The organism is Cryobacterium sp. Hz9 (genome assembly GCF_004402825.1).
GTDB lineage: Bacteria > Actinomycetota > Actinomycetes > Actinomycetales > Microbacteriaceae > Cryobacterium > Cryobacterium gelidum.
Genome location: NZ_SOFC01000023.1, coordinates 144,439 through 160,488, shown reverse-complemented (window position 1 = coordinate 160,488; position 16,050 = coordinate 144,439). Strand labels below are relative to the sequence as shown.

Below are 16,050 nucleotides of genomic sequence, written 5' to 3'. Positions count from 1 at the left end.
CTCGGGTTCGGCGTGATGATCGTGACCCATGCTGTGTTTCGTGAATCGGTTGTTTCTGGAATAAACGGCAACAATTTGGGGAATGCGGCGTTTTCGGTAACACCAGAATGCCGTGTCCGGCAAGTTCGGTCCCCGTACCGTGCTGCTTCGAAGTGGAGAACAATGGCTTATTCCCGTACCGATGCCTCGAGCAGCCGGAACAACCCCGGCCGTGGCGGAGTCACCCGCAATCGGGCTCACACGCGTTCCCGTGACGATGACGCGCCCATCATTCCCATTCTCGCCCGCAAGGTGCGGGAGGTCGAAGCGAAGGCGCAGTCCGGCACCAAACTCGGACCGACCAACCGCACGAAATATCAGGTCATCGCCCTGCTCATGCGCGAAGAACGTGCCCGTGTCAAAGGCGACAAGGAACTCTCCGACGGTAACCGAGCAGAGTTGCTCAAACGCCTCGACGGGATCGCTCAGATTCTGGCAAAGACCGCGGCCCGTGACACGAGCCTGATCACCCTGCTCGAGCCCGACGCCGGCGTCTCCACCGTGGCTCAGCGCTTTCGCCGGGACTGGCTGCTCGAATCCGGTGCCGAACTGAGCCCCGACGAACTCATCATCACCCGCGAGCCCGAAGCCCAGCCGGTCGTGCTGCAGAACCAGGTCATTCCGCAGTCGGTGAAGGCCCGTCAGCTGGCCAACCCGTTCCTCGCCCCAGACTTCAGCGCCACTGCCCAACCGATCGTGCACCCGCGAAGGCTTGCCAACTGGGAACTGCTCGGCCCCCTGTTTAAATCGTTCGAGTACGGCTCAGGCGGCCAGGCAGCCAGCATGGACATGCCGGAGGCCCCCCGCCTCGATCGGCTCTCGCCGAGCGGCATGGAGCTCATGCGGCACCAGGCCCGTTTTATTGAGAGCGCTCGTCTGGGGCACCGCAGCTACCTGCTCGCCGACGAGCCGGGTCTCGGCAAAACCGCGCAGAGCCTGCTGGCAGCATCCGTTGCCGATGCCTACCCGCTTTTGGCCATCGTGCCCAACGTGGTCAAGATGAACTGGGCCCGTGAAGTGGAATTGTGGACGCCGAACCGGCGTGCGACCGTCATTCACGGTGACGGTGACAAGCTGGACGCCTTCGCCGATGTCGTCGTGGTGAACTACGACGTCCTGGACCGGCACCTGGCCTGGCTCGGCACCCTCGGCTTCAAGGGGATGGTCGTGGACGAGGCGCACTTCATTAAGAATTTGTCATCTCAGCGGTCCAAACACGTACTCTCGCTGGCCAACCAGATCCGGCGGCGTACGCCCGGCGGCAACCCGCTGCTCATGGCGCTCACCGGAACCCCGCTCATCAACGACGTCGACGATTTTCGAGCCATCTGGCAGTTCCTCGGCTGGATCGATGGAGACAAGCCTGCCCCCGCCCTGCTGAAACGCCTGGAAGAGACCGGACTGACCCCGGCCGACATGGGCTTCTATAAGGAAGCCCGCGCCGCCGTCATAGACATGGGCATCGTGCGCCGCCGCAAGGTCGACGTCGCCGCTGATCTGCCGGCCAAGCGCATCGCCGACCTGCCGGTCGAACTGGATGACGACCTCGGCCGTTCCATCCGCCAGGCCGAGCGCGAGCTCGGTGCCCGTCTGGTCACCCGTTATCAAACGCTCGTCGCGGCCCGGCATGCCGGCTCGGGCGGCCCGGCCGTTCCCGACGAAGATCAGCGGGATGCGTACATACGCGCCGTCGCCCACGCCGAGCTCGAGGATTCCAAAGGCCAGACCACCGGCGAGAACGTCTTCACCATGGTGCGCAAGATTGGCCAGGCCAAGGCCGGGCTCGCGGCGGACTACGCAGCGCAGCTGGCACGCTCGGTCGGCAAGGTCGTGTTCTTCGCCAAGCACATCGACGTCATGGACACCGCCGAGGAGATCTTCGCCAAGCGTGACCTGCGCACGGTCTCGTTGCGCGGAGACCAGACCGCACTGGCCCGGCAAGCCGCGATCGACTCCTTCAACAACGATCCTGACGTCGCGATCGCGGTCTGCTCGCTCACCGCGGCCGGTGTCGGCGTCAACCTGCAGGCGGCGTCGAACGTCGTGCTCGCTGAACTCAGCTGGACCGCTGCCGAGCAGACCCAGGCCATCGACCGGGTGCACCGTATCGGCCAGGACGAACCGGTCACCGCCTGGCGCATCATCGCCGCCCACACCATCGACGCGCGAATCGCCGACCTGATCGGTAGTAAGCAGGGTCTCGCAGCGCGCGCCCTCGACGGTTCCCAAGAAGAGTACGCGGCGGCCGATTCTGTGCAGGCGAGTGCACTCATCTACGTACTCACCCAAGCTCTCGATGGAAAGTTGTAGACCGACCGGCCAGGTCGGCGGGGTACGGCCGATTTGAGTCGGACCTACTCGAGGCACCATGATTGTGGCAATGCCATTGTAAGAACATGGTGTGACCGAGCGCGGGTCACGCCATGATTCGTGTCACGCGACGTGTCCCGCTACCAAGATCGGCCAGATATGAAAATCGGTATTCTCACGAGCGGTGGCGACTGCCCCGGACTGAACGCGGTCATTCGCGGCGCCGTGCTCAAGGGTGTGCGCACCCACGATTTTGAGTTCATCGGAATTCGCAATGGTTGGCGGGGGCTCGTGCAGAACGAGTTCATGCCCCTCGATCGGCACAGTGTGCGCGGTCTGTCCCGCCAGGGTGGCACCATCCTCGGCAGCTCCCGCACCAACCCGTTCGAGGGCGAGAACGGTGGCCCGGCGAACATCCAGCGCACGCTCGACGCCAATGGCATCGATGCCGTCATCGCGATAGGCGGCGAGGGCACGCTCACCGCCGCCCACCGACTCACCGAGGCCGGCCTGAACATCGTCGGGGTGCCCAAGACGATCGACAACGACCTCGAGGCCACCGACTACTCCTTCGGGTTCAATACGGCCGTCGAAATCGCCACCGAGGCCATCGACCGGCTGCGTACCACCGCCGAATCCCACGGACGCTGCATGGTGGTCGAGGTTATGGGACGTCACGTCGGCTGGATCGCCCTGCACTCCGGCATGGCGGGCGGCGCCCATGCCATTCTCATTCCCGAACAACCCAAGTCGATCGATCAGATCTGCGGCTGGGTTGAGCACGTACGCGACCGTGGCCGGGCCCCGGTCATCGTCGTCTCCGAGGGCTTTCTGCTCTCCGGCATGGAGGAAGCGCACTCCACCAAAGGTCTCGACGCCTTCCATCGGCCCCGGTTGGGCGGAATCAGCGAGGTGATCGCCCCGCTCATCGAGGAACGCACCGGCATTGAGAGCCGGGCTACCGTTCTCGGCCACACCCAGCGCGGTGGCGCTCCCTCGGCCTACGACCGCGTGCTGGCCACCCGCCTCGGCATGGCCGCCGTCGACGCGATCCACAACGCGCAGTGGGGGTCGATGGTGTCGCTGCGTGGCACGGAGATCGACGTCGTGAGCATCGCCTCGGCCACTATCGGCCTCAAGCGGGTCTCGCCGGCGCGCTACGACGAGGCCGCCGTCCTTTTCGGCTAGGCCCCGTTACGCGGGTCCGACGATCGGGTGAGGACGATCGGGTGAGGACGGTCAGGCGAGTTTAGCCTGCACCTGGGCCAGCGAGGGGTTGGTCGCGGCCGATCCGTCGGGATACAGAATCGTCGGCACGGTCTGGTTGCCGTTGTTGAGGCTCATCACGAGCTCCGGCGTGCCTTCAACCCGCTCGATGTTGACCTCGGTGTATCCGATGCCGGCGGCCTCCAGCTGCTTCTTCAGGCGTTTGCAATAGCCGCACCAATCGGTCGTGAACATGGTGATGGTTCCGGTTGCGGGTACAAAGTCCATGTTCGGAGCATATCCGAGCTGCCTTTGAATTCACTCCGTGCGCGTTAAGCTGGGCCGATGACTTTGCCCCAGGTATGCGTGTGCTATCTCACTCGGCTCTCTCCCGAAGGTAAGCGGCAGGTTTTGCTGGGGCGTAAGAAGAAAGGCCTCGGCGTGGGCAACATAGTCGGCCTCGGCGGCAAGCTCGAAATCGGTGAGAGTGCGGTGGATGCTGCGGTGCGCGAAATCGAGGAGGAATCCGGTCTCGTGGTGGCGGCATCCGCTCTGACCGAACTCGGATTTCTCACCTACCTGTTTCCGCACCGCGAGCAGTGGAGCCAGGAGTCGACCGTGTTCGTCTGCGACGAGTGGTCGGGTACCCCGCGTGAATCGAATGAGCTGAATCCCCTGTGGTTTGACGTCGCGAGCCTGCCGGTTGACGAGATGTGGGACGATGCGCGCCACTGGCTGCCTGGAGTGCTGGCCGGGGTGCCGGTGCGCGCCACGTTCACCTTCGGCGCCGACCTGGAGAGCGTGGTGTCTCGTGCCTGATTCGGCCTCATCATCGTTTTGGTCATCGCGCTCACGCTTATCTTTGACTTCAGCTTGAACGGGCGCGCAAGGCGGCCGCGGCCAACCCGCTGACCTCTGGGCTGAAGCTCGTGGCGCTCTACGGCGGCGACGCCTGCCTCATTCTCTGCGGCGTCTACCCGGTCGTGCCGACCCTGCACCGCTGGTCGCGCCATTTTGCACCGGACCGAACACGTTGGGTGGCCGTTACGCAGTCTTGCGCACCCGACCGAGCCAGGTCATCAGGTGATAGATGACGATGGCGGCGACCGTGCCGAGGGCGATGCCGTTGAAGCTCAGCGCGCCGGCGTTGAGCGTGAAATCCGCGATGCCGATGATGAGCGCGGTCGCGGCCGTGAATTGATTCACCGGCTTCGAGAAGTCGACCTTGTTGTCAAGCCAGATCTTGACGCCGATGACACCGATCAGCCCGTACAACGCCGTTGTGACACCGCCGAGCACACCGTCGGGAATCGTGAAGATGATCGCACCGACCTTGGGGGAGAGGCCGAGCAGAATCGCGACGATTCCGGCCACCCAGTAGGCCGCCGTCGAATAGATGCGGGTTGCTGCCATGACGCCGATGTTCTCGCCGTATGTCGTGGTGCCGCTGCCCCCGCCTAAGCCGGCGAGCATGGTGGCCAGCCCGTCGGCCAGCAGAGCCCGCCCGGTGAGCCGGTTGACTTTCGCACTCGTCATCTGGGCCACCCCCTTGATATGGCCAACATTCTCGGCGATCAGCACGAGCACAACCGGCAGGAAAGCGGGCAGGACGCCAAACACGGCTGCGGGGTTCTCAAACGGATTGGCCGGCGCGATGAACGGCGGCAGACCGATCCACGCGGCGTCGGCGACCCGGCTGAAATCGACCTCGCCAAAGAAAACCGCCGCGACGTAGCCCACCAGCACACCGAGAAAAATCGACAACCGACCGAGGATGCCGCGAAAGAGCACCGTGCACAAAATGACGGCGACGAGGGTGATCAGTGCGGTGAGCGGTGCCTTGTCGAAGTTCGCCTTAGCGACGGGGGCGAGGTTGAGGCCGATCAGTGCGACGATGGCGCCCGACACGATCGGGGGCATGAGCCGGTCGATCCAGCCGGTGCCGGTGAGCTGCACGATGAGGCCGACGAGGGCGAGCAGCACACCGACGGCCATGATGCCGAACAGGGCGCTTCCCATTCCGGCCGAGGCCGTTGCCGCGGTGATCGGTGCGATGAACGCGAACGATGAGCCGAGGTAACTGGGTAGTTTGTTGCCGGTGATCAGCAGAAACAGCAGGGTTCCGATGCCGGAGAAGAACAGTGTCGTGCTCGGCGGAAAGTCGGTGAGCAGCGGCACCAGAAAGGTCGCACCGAACATGGCGACGACATGCTGCGAGCCGATACCGATGGTCAGGGGCCAGCTCAGTCGCTCGCCCGGGCCGACGACATCTTGCGCCCCGACCGTTTTTCCATCGCCGTGCAGGGTCCAGGGCAGTGCCATGTGCGTTCTCGTCTCGTCTGGTACGTGATCAGTTCTGTTGCGTGAGCACTGTCGAGCGTAGTGCTAGCGGATACCGCCTCGAGCAAGCTCCCAATGTGCCGGCGCGCCCCATAGACTCGGGCGTATGAGCCAGCTCGCCGATTCCAGCGCCATGGCGGGTCTTGAGGTGCGCGTGGCGACCGGCCTGCTGCGCGGGGTGCGCGAGCGCGGCGTGCTGGCATGGCGGGGTATTCCCTACGCGGTGGCACCGGTTGGCGATCGACGTTTTCGTGCCCCACAGCCGGCGCCCGCCTGGCGCGGCGTGCGCGACGCGAGTGCGTGGGGCCTGATCGCGCCACAAAGCTACAAGGGCCAGTTTCGTGGCGCTCACCCGCGTATTCCGCAGGGGGAAGATTGCCTCAACCTCAACGTGATCGCGCCCGACGAACGCATGCGACCCGGCGCGCAGGTGCAGGACGCCCTTCGACCGGTGATGGTCTTCATCCACGGCGGCGCCTACAGTGTCGGCTCCAGCCGCGAGGTGCCCCGGCAGGGGGAGGGGCTGGTGCGGCGGGGCGGCATCGTCTACGTCAGTGTCAACTACCGACTGGGCGCTCTCGGATACCTGGACTTTTCCCGGTTTGCCACGCCGGAGCATCCGTTTGAGAGCAATCTGGGGCTGCGCGACCAGGTCGCCGCCCTCCAGTGGGTGCGGGACAACATTCGTGCCTTCGGTGGGGACCCGGATGCCGTCACCCTGTTCGGCGAATCGGCCGGCGGTAACGCGGTCACCACCCTGATGACCGTGCCGAGCGCGGCCGGCTTGTTTCACCGGGCCATAGCGCAGAGTGCGCCGCCCAACGCGGTTTACCCGAGCGACCTCACCGCGCGCTGGGCGGGTGAGTTCGTTGACAGCCTGATCGAGGGCAGCGAGCCTGGCCAGTACAGCACCACCGAGGCCGCGCGGCTGCTACTCGCCGTCGATCCCGCGGTGCTCGCCGCCGCGACGACGGCGCTGACCGTGCGCACGCCGGACCAGGACCCTGGCACGATTCCGCTCTGCCCGGTCATCGATGGTTCTTTTCTCCCGGAACGGCCTCTTGATGCCTTTCGCGACGGCCGAGCCACGCGCATTCCGCTGATCATCGGCACCAACGCGCGCGAAGGCTCGCTGTTCAGCGGCCGGATCGACATTCTCGCCACGACGCCCGCGCGCATCCGGGTCATTTTCAAGAAGACCACCAAGAAAGCGAAGAAGGCCCTCAAAGCACAGTATCCGGGCATTCCGGCGCTGCGGGCCGCGCTCGATTTCGGCGGCGATTACTCGTTCTGGTACCCGAGCGTGAAAGTCGGCGAACGACATTCGCGGTATGCGCCGGTGTACTTTTATCGGTTCGATGCCGCTCCGCGGCTGCTGCGGTTGATGGGCCTCGATGCCACGCACGGACTTGAACTGTTTCCGCTGTTCGACCGGCTCGACGGCTGGTTCGGCCGCGGCATGACGGCGCTCGGTGGGCGTCGTACCTTTCAGGACATCGCCGCGCGGATGCAGGGCTGGTGGCTTGGCTTTGTGCAAGACGGGGTGCCGTCGGACGCGTGGCCGCGCTACGACGAAACCACCCGTGAGACGCTCATCATCGATCAAACCGACCACGTCGAATCCGACCCGCATCGGGAACGGCGCCTGGCCTGGGGACGGTTCGTGCCGCACGTTTGAACCGGCTGCCCGCCCCGGTCGTAGACTAGAGCCTTGCGTTGAGAGCCACGGCACCGGGAGCACACTATTTCGAACACTAAGACAACCAGCGAAGCGGCATCGCCGCAGCCGGCAGCACGGGGCCTGAAGGCACGTCTCGACGCCTACTTTGAGGTCACCAGCCGCGGCTCCAGCTGGTCCCGAGAATTTCGCGGCGGAGTCGTCACCTTCGTCACGATGGCCTATATCGTCATTCTCAACCCGCTGATTCTTGGCGGGTTCAGCGCCGGTCAGGCTGCCGTCGACGTGGAGGGCGGCTGGCTGCCCAACGAGCAGGTCGCCGCGGTCACCGCACTGACCGCGGGCGTCATGACGATTCTGTTCGGCGTCATCGCCCGACTGCCCTACGGTTTCGCGGCCGGGCTCGGCATCAACTCGTTTCTCGCCGTGAGCGTCGTCGGCCAGGTCACCTGGGCCGAAGCGATGGGCCTCGTCGTCATCAACGGTCTCATCATCGTGTTGCTCGCCTCGACCGGCCTGCGCGAGCTCATCTTCAATGCCATTCCCCGCCAGCTGAAAATCGCCATCACGGTCGGCATCGGTCTGTTCATCGCCTTCATCGGCCTGGTCGACTCTGGCTTCGTGCGGGCCAGCGGCGCGAACTCGCCGCCGGTTCAGCTCGGTGACGCCGGCTCGGTCGCCACCCTGCCGACCGCGGTTTTCGTGGTCGGACTCATCATCATCGGCGTGCTCCTAGCCCGCAGGGTCAAGGCCGCCCTGTTGATCGGCATCGTCGCGACGACGGTCATCGCCGTGATTTTGGAAGCCATCTTCAAGGTCGGCCCCTCACTCGGCACCAACCCGGCCGGCTGGAACCTGAACGCCCCCGTGCTGCCGACGAGTGTCGTTGCCCTGCCCGACCTCGGCCTGATCGGTCAGGTCTCCTTCGGCGCATTCGAGCGCATTGGCATGCTCGCCGCCGTCATGCTCGTATTCACCCTCGTATTCACGAACTTCTTCGACGCCATGGGCACGATGACCGGCCTGGCCAGTGAGGCCGGGCTCGCCGACCAGGACGGCAAGTTTCCGCGACTGAAATCCGCACTGATCGTCGAGGGTATCGGCGCCGTCGCCGGCGGCGCAACCAGCGCCTCTTCAAACACCGTATTCATCGAATCAGGGGCCGGGATCGGTGAGGGAGCGCGCACCGGCGCAGCCAACGTGATCACCGGCATCCTCTTTCTGGCCGCCATGTTCTTCACCCCGCTGACCCAGATCGTGCCGCTTGAAGTGGCCGCCGCCGCCCTCGTCATCGTGGGGGCGCTCATGGTGTCGCAGATTCGCCACCTCGACTTCACCGAGTTCTCGAGCACGCTGCCCATCTTCCTGACCATCATCGTGATGCCGCTGACCTACTCGATCGCCAACGGCATCGGCGCCGGGTTCATCAGCTGGGTGCTCGTGCGGAGCTTCTCGGGCAAGGGTCGCGAGATCAGCCCGCTACTCTGGGTGGTCGCGGTCGGTTTCGTGCTCTACTTCGTGCGCGGCCCGGTCGAGGCACTGATCGGCTGAGTGGCCCAGCGAGCGAATGTTGCGGCTCGCCTGCTTGAGATGGGGCGACGCCAGAGGGGCCTAATCGAGAAAGCCGCGCAGGAGCAGGGCGGTACCGCTCAGATGATCGCGCATGGCCTCGGCCGCGGTATCCGGCCGACCGGTGAGAATCGCGATGACGATCTGTTCGTGCTGCTGATTGGAATGTGCGATGTTGGGCGCCAGCAGGGGAATGGCATCGAGCAATTCGTTGACGCGCATACGCACGTCGGCGAGGAGCGGTACGAGCGACGGCGACCCGGCCAGCTCACCGATATACAGGTGCAGGCGGGCATCGACACGGCGGTATTCACCTGCGCCGGCGTTCACGGCCGCTCCGAGGCTGGACCAGAGCAACTCCCGCTCCGGCGGTGACAGCAACCGGCCGGCGGCGGCGCGGGCAGCGCCGACCTCGAGAATGTCGCGCAGGGTGAGCACATCATCGATCTCCGCGGCAGTGATCGACGGGTGCAGGTCGCCAGCTAGGGGCTCAGTGGCATTCACCCGCGGCATGGGAAGGACCTCGCTGACAAAGGTGCCGCCGTATCGCCCGCGCTTGGCGATCAGGTAGCCAGCCTCGGCCAGCGACCCGATCGCCTCCCGCAGGGTGTCGCGACTGACGCGCAACTTGGCCGCAAGTTCGCGCTCCGGCGGCAGCCGAGCGCCCGGAGCGATGAGGCCCAGGCGCACGGTTTGCAGGAGGCGTTGAACCGTCTCCTCGAACGTGTTGGTGCCCGAGACCGGGCCCAACAGCAGATCACTGTTCAGACCCGCTGTCGGTGTCGGCGCACTACTCTGGCGTGACATAGGCCGAGCTGATGCCACCGTCGACGAGAAAGGTCGAACCGGTCATGAAAGAGGAGTCGTCACTGGCCAGAAAAGCAACGGCCGCCGCGAGTTCCTCGGGTTCGGCGAAGCGACCTAGCGGAATATGCACGAGCCTCCGAGCGGCGCGTTCGGGGTCTTTCGCAAACAAGTCCTGCAGCAGCGGTGTGTTGACCGGTCCCGGGCAGAGCGCATTCACGCGAATACCCTGGCGGGCAAACTGTACGCCCAGTTCCCGGCTCATTGCGAGCACTCCGCCCTTGGACGCGGTGTAGGAGATCTGGCTGGTCGCCGAACCCAGAACGGCCACGAAACTTGCCGTGTTGATAATGGAACCGCTGCCCTGCCGAACCATGTGGCGAAGAGCCGCGCGGCAGCAGAGGTACACCGACTTCAGGTTCACGTCCTGCACTTTTTGCCAGGCGGGCAGTTCGGTCGTTTCGATGGAGTCGTCGTCGGGCGGTGAAATACCCGCGTTATTGAAGGCCACGTCCACCGAACCGTAGGTCTCAAATGCGGTGTCGAAGAGGTGGTCTACCTGCTCCTGATCGGTGACGTCGACCCTCACGAACAGACCCCCCACCAGCAGTGCGGCCGCTTGGCCGGCCTCGTCGTCGAGGTCACCGACGACGACCGTGGCGCCCTCGGCTCTGAAACGTTTCGCGGTGGCCAGACCGATGCCGCTTGCCCCGCCGGTGATGACGGCGATCTTGCCGGCCAGGCGCTGGGTCAGGTCGATGGGAGTGATGCTCACAGGTTCTCCTTAGTGTGGGACTAGTCCGCCGCGATGAAAACGTTCTTGGTTTCGGTGAAGTGCAGGGGCGCATCCGGCCCCAGCTCCCGACCGAGTCCGGATTGCTTGAACCCGCCGAAGGGGGTCGAGTAGCGCACCGAGGAGTGCGAATTGATCGACAGATTGCCCGATTCGACCCCGCGTGCCACGCGAATGGCTCGGCCGACATCGCGAGTCCAGATCGACCCGGACAGTCCGTACAGGGAATCGTTCGCCAGCGTCACAGCGTCGTCTTCGTCGTGGAAGGGCAGCACGGTCACAACCGGGCCGAAGATCTCCTCGGTCACACATCGGTCCGTGCGGCTCGGGGGAAGCAGCACTGTCGGAGCCATCCAGAATCCGGCACCGGTCGGAGCGCTGCCGCGGAAGGCGATCGGTGCGTCCTCCGGCAGATACGCCGAGACGAAAGCGTGGTGCTGGCGGGAGACGAGGGGCCCCATCTCGGTGACCGGGTCGGTCGGGTCGCCGACCCGCACCGCGGCCACGGCCGGTTCGAGCAGCTCCATGAACCGATCCATCGCGCTGGACTGCACCAGGATTCGGCTTCGAGCGCAGCAATCCTGTCCCGCATTCTCAAACACGCCGGACGGCGCCGCGGCGGCCGCACGTTCCAGATCCGCATCGGCGAAGACGATATTGGCGCTCTTGCCGCCCAGTTCGAGCGTCACCCGCTTGACCTGGTCCGCGCAACCGGCCATGATCTGCTTGCCGACGGCGGTCGAGCCGGTGAACACGATTTTGCGAACGTCGGGGTGCGTCACGAACCGTGTTCCCACGACCGAACCACGACCCGGCAGTACCTGGAACAGTCCCTCCGGCAGCCCGGCTTCGAGGGCGAGTTCACCCAGACGGATGCTCGACAGCGGTGTCCACTCCGCCGGCTTCAACACCACGGCGTTGCCGGCAGCGAGGGCCGGCGCGAAGCCCCAGGCGCCGATCGTCATCGGAAAGTTCCACGGGGTGATCACTCCGACGACGCCGAGCGGTTCGTGAAAGGTGAGATCGATACCGCCAGAGACCGGAATCTGTTGGCCGAAAAGTCGCTCAGGTGCCGCCGCATAATACTCGAGAACATCACGCACATGCCCGGCTTCCCAGCGCGCTTGCGTGATCGGATGCCCAGAATTGCGCACCTCGATCCCGGCCAGGTTTTCTCGGTCACCGTCCACGACCTGGGCGAATCGGCGCAAGACGCGGGACTTGTCGGCGGGAGCCACGCGCGCCCACAACTTTTGGGCTTGGACGGCGCGGGCGATCGCCTCGTCTGTTTCGTCCCGGCTCAGGTGTTCGACGGTTTCACCGACCGATTCATCGGCCGGGTTGACGACGGTGTAGCTGCTCATGCTGTTGCGTCTCCTTCCACGTAGAGTGCGCGCCCGGACGCGCGCGCCTCTGCTGCGCGGTAGCCGCGGGCGGCGCTGACCAGTCCGGTGAAGAGGCGAAGGTCGTCGGGCGCCTGCTCCGGATGCCATTGCACGGCCACCCCGAACGGCACAGTCGTGAGCTCGATCGCCTGCACAATGCCGGCATGCGTTGTGGCCGTCACCCGCAGCCCTTCGGCGACGCGGTCGATGGCCTGGTGGTGGTACACCGGCACCCCGGGCAGCAGGGTTTGGCCGCCGAGAAGCGTACTGAGCGTCGAGTCCGGTTCAACGGCAACGTCGACGACGTTGAACACACCATTGCCAGCCTGATAGGTCGTGTTGCCAATCAGATCGGGCAGATGCTGGTGCAGGCTGCCGCCGAGGGCGATATTGAGCATTTGCGCTCCCCGACAGATGCCGAGGAACGGCAGCTCGCGGGCGATGGCCTGGTGCAGCAGGACATCCTCCCAGGCGTCTCGGTCGGGTCGGGGGTCGTCGGTGTGGGCGTGCCGAAGCTGCCCGTAGCGGGCCGGGTCGACGTCTTTCCCGCCGGTGATGATCAGGGCGTCGAGCCCGTCGAGCACGCGATTGGCTATGGCGGCGCTCACCGGCTGTGGTGGTAACAGTACGGCTATGCCGCCAGCGCGCGTGATCGCGTCGAAGTACACGCGCGGCAGAATCGCGGCTGGTACATCCCAGACCCCCGTCTGGGCTTGTTCCAGATACGTGGTCAGGCCGATGACCGGTCCGACGTCAGAGTCGCTCAAATCCGCGCACCCGCTCCCAGTCGGTCACGGCGGCGTCGTAAGACTCCACCTCTATGCGGGCGTTGTTCAGATAGTGGTCGACGACCTCGTCACCGAAGGCCTCACGGGCCACAATGGAACCGGCGAACAGTTCGGCCGATTCGCGCAGGGAAGACGGAACTCGCGGCACGTCGCTGGTGTACGCATTCCCCTGGTAGGCAGGATCCAGTTCTAGTTCGTGCTCGATGCCGTAAAGGCCGGCCGCGATCAGGGCGGCAACGGCCAGATATTGGTTGACGTCGCCCCCTGGCACCCGGTTCTCCACCCGCAGAGCAGGGCCGTGCCCGACGACGCGCAGCGCGCAGGTTCGATTGTCGAAGCCCCAGGCCAGCGCGGTCGGCGCGAAACTACCCAGAACGTAACGTTTGTACGAGTTGATGTTGGGTGCGGAGAACAACGTCAGTTCACGCATGAGGGTGAGCTGTCCGGCCAGGAAGTGTCGGAACAACTTCGACATACCGTTCTCGGCCTCCGGGTCGTGAAAGACCGGTTCGCCACCCGGGCCCTGCAAGCTGATGTGGATATGGCAGCTGTTGCCCTCGCGCTCGTTGAACTTGGCCATAAAAGTAAGGCTCTTGCCGTGCGCGTCGGCGATCTCCTTCGCACCACTCTTGTAGACGGAATGATTGTCACAGGTTGCCAGTGCCGTCGCATACCGAAACCCGATCTCCTGCTGCCCGAGATTACATTCGCCTTTCACCCCTTCGCAGTACATGCCCGCGCCGTCCATGGCCAGACGAATATCGCGCAGCAGCGGTTCCATTCGCGTCGATGCCAGCAGCGAGTAATCGATGTTGTAGTCGCTTGCTGGGGTGAGGCCGTGGTACCCCTTTTTCCACGCCTCGCGATACCCGTCGTCGAAGATGATGAACTCGAGCTCGGTCGCGCAAAATGGAGTGAGACCGTGTTCGGCCAGTCGATCCAATTGCCGACGCAAAATCTGGCGTGGCGAGGCGAGCACGGGTTTTTCATCGAGCCAGTGCAGGTCGGCGGTGACCAGGGCGGTTCCGGGGAGCCAGGGAACCAGGCGCAGCGTGTCGAGGTCGGGGATCATGGCCATGTCGCCGTAGCCGTGCGACCAGCTCGACGTGGAGTAGCCCTCGACGGTGTTCATTTCCACGTCGACGGCGAGAAGGTAATTGCAACATTCCGCGCCATGCGCGGCCGCATCCTCCAGGAACAGCCGAGCGGAGAGTCGTTTACCCACGAGGCGGCCCTGCATGTCCGTGAACGCGACGATCACCGTGTCGATCTCGCGCCGGGAAACCAGAACGGTCAATTCGTCGAGGGTCAGGTTTCCGGATCGAGTAGCCACTGAGCTTCTCCTCATTGAGCGGGTCAAGGGGGTAGAGCGGGTCAATCGTGCGATTTTCCACCATTAGACCACACTTCGCCCGCTCAAAGTGCAGCACTACCGCCTGGATCGAGGTCCTCAATTTTTCTCAAAGGTATATACACCGCACCATTCAGCCCCTAGCATCATGCCAACCTCACTGAACGATTGCTCCCCGACCGCAGATTTCGTCATCGGGCGCGCAACGAGCGAAAAGGAATTGAGATGTCCAAAGACACCTTGAAAGTTTCAGGCGTGAAGTACAGCACGGCGCAGGCTGGATATTTTGAGAAGCGCCGGCTGACCCGCAGTGCGGGCATCTGGGGCCTGTGGGGTCTGGCCGTGGCAGCGGTGATCTCCGGGGACTTTTCGGGCTGGAATTTCGGTATCGACTTTGCCGGTTTTGGCGGAATGTTGATCGCCTTCCTGGTGCTCATCGTCATGTATTACGGCATGATCTTCAGCATCGGTGAGATGGCGGCAGCTATGCCGCATACCGGCGGGGCCTACTCGTTTGCCCGAGCGGCAATGGGGCCCTGGGGCGGATTCGTCACGGGGCTCGCCGAGACCATCGAATACGTGGCGACCACTGCGGTCATCGTGTATTTCTCCGCCTCCTACGCCGACGGAATAACGCAGGAACTTCTCGGCATCTCCCTGCCGCCGTGGCTGTGGTGGGTCATACTGTATGTGGCCTTCATCGCTCTGAACGCTGCCGGGGCGGCCATATCCTTCAAATTCGCCATTGTTGTGGCGATCATCTCCATCGTCATTCTGTTGGTGTTTTCGGCCATGGCCGCCTTCTCGGGGTTGTTCAGTTGGGACCGTCTTTTCAACATCGCGCCGGATGCCGGCCAGAGCGCATTCCTGCCCCACGGGATCATTCCGATCCTGTTCGCTCTGCCGTACGCCATGTGGTTCTTCCTGGGCATCGAGGAACTTCCACTGGCCGCCGAGGAATCGCACAATCCGGTGCGAGATATTCCGCGTGCCGGCCTCATTGCCCGCACCACGCTGATCGTCACCGGGCTGCTCGTCTTGTTTCTCAATACCGGCGTAGTCGGCGCTTCCGAGATTGCCGGATCGAGCGAGCCCTTGCTCGATGGGTTTCGGGCTATCGTAGGCGACGGCGCCGCAGCGGTGCTGGCCCTGTTCGCGTTGATCGGGCTTCTGGCATCCTTGCAGGGGATCATGTTCGCCTACGGACGCAACATGTACTCGCTGTCTCGGGCCGGTTACTACCCCAAATTCTTGTCGCTCACGGGCAAGCGGCAGACTCCGGCCATCGCCCTGCTGGTGGGTGCGATTATCGGTTTTGTGGCGCTCGTGCTGGTCGATTCGCTCGGCGGGGCCGGGGGCGTCGCCGGTGCTATCGTGCTCAACATTGCCGTCTGGGGCGCTGTGGTCGCCTACGTGCTGCAGATGGTTTCCTTTGTGCTGTTGCGCAGAAGGTTTCCGAACGCCAGCCGCCCCTACCGCAGCCCGTGGGGGGTTCCCGGAGCTGTTATCGCCGGCATCCTCTCAGTAGCGATCTTCTTCGGATTCTTCATCAACGAGCCGGCCCGGCCAGCGATTGCGGCTATTGCCGTGGTCTACGTCGTCATGCTGGCGGCATTTGCCATCTGGGGGCGCAAACGGCTGGTCCTCTCGCCCGAGGAGCAATACGCGGTTTCGGGCGGATTACACCGAGACCCGCAAGCGGATGGCTACGGCGGCATCGTCGAGGACGAGCTGCTCGCCCTCGACGGTAAGGACGACCCCCGACTTTGACGAGCTGAAGTGAACGC

13 protein-coding genes are annotated in these 16,050 nt (G+C 64.4%); 6 read left to right on the top strand and 7 right to left on the bottom strand.

Features of this window, described 5'->3' with window-relative positions:
• Positions 1 to 162: 162 nt before the first annotated feature.
• Together E3N85_RS13205 and E3N85_RS13200 are read left to right on the top strand one after the other, a co-directional pair.
• Complete coding sequence (locus E3N85_RS13205) at positions 163 to 2,349, top strand: DEAD/DEAH box helicase (protein WP_134463906.1); 2,187 nt, start codon at positions 163 to 165, stop codon at positions 2,347 to 2,349.
• 159 nt (positions 2,350 to 2,508) lie between these two features.
• Positions 2,509 to 3,537, top strand: a complete 1,029-nt coding sequence (locus tag E3N85_RS13200; protein WP_134463904.1) for a 6-phosphofructokinase — start codon at positions 2,509 to 2,511, stop codon at positions 3,535 to 3,537.
• 51 nt (positions 3,538 to 3,588) lie between these two features.
• On the opposite strand, the gene E3N85_RS13195 is transcribed toward E3N85_RS13200, so the two are convergent.
• Positions 3,589 to 3,843 (bottom strand): mycoredoxin, encoded by a 255-nt coding sequence (locus tag E3N85_RS13195; protein ID WP_134463902.1) that lies wholly within the window; start codon positions 3,841 to 3,843, stop codon positions 3,589 to 3,591.
• A 57-nt stretch (positions 3,844 to 3,900) separates the two neighbouring features.
• Here E3N85_RS13195 and E3N85_RS13190 point away from each other — a divergent pair, with 57 nt between their 5' ends.
• Complete coding sequence (locus E3N85_RS13190; protein WP_134463899.1) at positions 3,901 to 4,374, top strand: 8-oxo-dGTP diphosphatase; 474 nt, start codon at positions 3,901 to 3,903, stop codon at positions 4,372 to 4,374.
• A 225-nt stretch (positions 4,375 to 4,599) separates the two neighbouring features.
• Here E3N85_RS13190 and E3N85_RS13185 read toward each other — a convergent pair whose 3' ends face one another.
• Positions 4,600 to 5,877 (bottom strand): uracil-xanthine permease family protein, encoded by a 1,278-nt coding sequence (locus E3N85_RS13185; RefSeq protein WP_134463897.1) that lies wholly within the window; start codon positions 5,875 to 5,877, stop codon positions 4,600 to 4,602.
• A 124-nt stretch (positions 5,878 to 6,001) separates the two neighbouring features.
• On the opposite strand from E3N85_RS13185, the gene E3N85_RS13180 reads away from it, so the two are divergent.
• Both E3N85_RS13180 and E3N85_RS13175 read left to right on the top strand, forming a co-directional pair.
• Entirely contained in the window at positions 6,002 to 7,573 is a 1,572-nt protein-coding gene (locus tag E3N85_RS13180; RefSeq protein ID WP_134463895.1) for a carboxylesterase/lipase family protein, read from the top strand.
• Positions 7,574 to 7,639: 66 nt separating this feature from the next.
• Positions 7,640 to 9,124: an NCS2 family permease gene (locus E3N85_RS13175; RefSeq protein WP_134463893.1), complete on the top strand. Its 1,485-nt coding sequence runs from the start codon at positions 7,640 to 7,642 to the stop codon at positions 9,122 to 9,124.
• Positions 9,125 to 9,184: 60 nt separating this feature from the next.
• Here E3N85_RS13175 and E3N85_RS13170 read toward each other — a convergent pair whose 3' ends face one another.
• Genes E3N85_RS13170 through E3N85_RS13150 form a run of 5 tightly spaced genes read right to left on the bottom strand, consistent with a single transcriptional unit; the run spans position 9,185 to position 14,260 of the window.
• A complete protein-coding gene (locus E3N85_RS13170; RefSeq protein ID WP_134463891.1) occupies positions 9,185 to 9,949 on the bottom strand; it encodes a FadR/GntR family transcriptional regulator in 765 nt (254 codons plus the stop codon).
• Positions 9,933 to 10,700, bottom strand: coding sequence for a 3-oxoacyl-ACP reductase (locus tag E3N85_RS13165; RefSeq protein ID WP_304991318.1), 768 nt, complete (start codon positions 10,698 to 10,700; stop codon positions 9,933 to 9,935). The genes E3N85_RS13170 and E3N85_RS13165 overlap by 17 nt, the downstream gene beginning before the upstream one ends.
• A gap of 41 nt (positions 10,701 to 10,741) precedes the next feature.
• A complete protein-coding gene (locus tag E3N85_RS13160) occupies positions 10,742 to 12,103 on the bottom strand; it encodes an aldehyde dehydrogenase (RefSeq protein WP_134463889.1) in 1,362 nt (453 codons plus the stop codon).
• Positions 12,100 to 12,891 (bottom strand): gamma-glutamyl-gamma-aminobutyrate hydrolase family protein, encoded by a 792-nt coding sequence (locus E3N85_RS13155; protein ID WP_134463887.1) that lies wholly within the window; start codon positions 12,889 to 12,891, stop codon positions 12,100 to 12,102. Before E3N85_RS13155 ends, E3N85_RS13160 begins: the two co-directional genes overlap by 4 nt.
• Complete coding sequence (locus tag E3N85_RS13150; protein WP_134463885.1) at positions 12,878 to 14,260, bottom strand: glutamine synthetase family protein; 1,383 nt, start codon at positions 14,258 to 14,260, stop codon at positions 12,878 to 12,880. The genes E3N85_RS13155 and E3N85_RS13150 overlap by 14 nt, the downstream gene beginning before the upstream one ends.
• A gap of 228 nt (positions 14,261 to 14,488) precedes the next feature.
• Here E3N85_RS13150 and E3N85_RS13145 point away from each other — a divergent pair, with 228 nt between their 5' ends.
• A complete protein-coding gene (locus tag E3N85_RS13145) occupies positions 14,489 to 16,033 on the top strand; it encodes an amino acid permease (protein WP_134463883.1) in 1,545 nt (514 codons plus the stop codon).
• The last annotated feature ends 17 nt before the right edge of the window (positions 16,034 to 16,050 follow it).

What these genes read in the sequence shown, in the direction of transcription:
- E3N85_RS13205 (WP_134463906.1), top strand. Translation starts at nt 163, where the DNA reads ATGGCTTATTCCCGTACCGATGCCTCGAGCAGCCGGAACAACCCCGGC.
- E3N85_RS13200 (WP_134463904.1), top strand. Translation starts at nt 2,509, where the DNA reads ATGAAAATCGGTATTCTCACGAGCGGTGGCGACTGCCCCGGACTGAAC.
- E3N85_RS13195 (WP_134463902.1), bottom strand. Translation starts at nt 3,843, where the DNA reads ATGGACTTTGTACCCGCAACCGGAACCATCACCATGTTCACGACCGAT.
- E3N85_RS13190 (WP_134463899.1), top strand. Translation starts at nt 3,901, where the DNA reads ATGACTTTGCCCCAGGTATGCGTGTGCTATCTCACTCGGCTCTCTCCC.
- E3N85_RS13185 (WP_134463897.1), bottom strand. Translation starts at nt 5,877, where the DNA reads ATGGCACTGCCCTGGACCCTGCACGGCGATGGAAAAACGGTCGGGGCG.
- E3N85_RS13180 (WP_134463895.1), top strand. Translation starts at nt 6,002, where the DNA reads ATGAGCCAGCTCGCCGATTCCAGCGCCATGGCGGGTCTTGAGGTGCGC.
- E3N85_RS13170 (WP_134463891.1), bottom strand. Translation starts at nt 9,949, where the DNA reads ATGTCACGCCAGAGTAGTGCGCCGACACCGACAGCGGGTCTGAACAGT.
- E3N85_RS13160 (WP_134463889.1), bottom strand. Translation starts at nt 12,103, where the DNA reads ATGAGCAGCTACACCGTCGTCAACCCGGCCGATGAATCGGTCGGTGAA.
- E3N85_RS13150 (WP_134463885.1), bottom strand. Translation starts at nt 14,260, where the DNA reads ATGAGGAGAAGCTCAGTGGCTACTCGATCCGGAAACCTGACCCTCGAC.
- E3N85_RS13145 (WP_134463883.1), top strand. Translation starts at nt 14,489, where the DNA reads ATGTCCAAAGACACCTTGAAAGTTTCAGGCGTGAAGTACAGCACGGCG.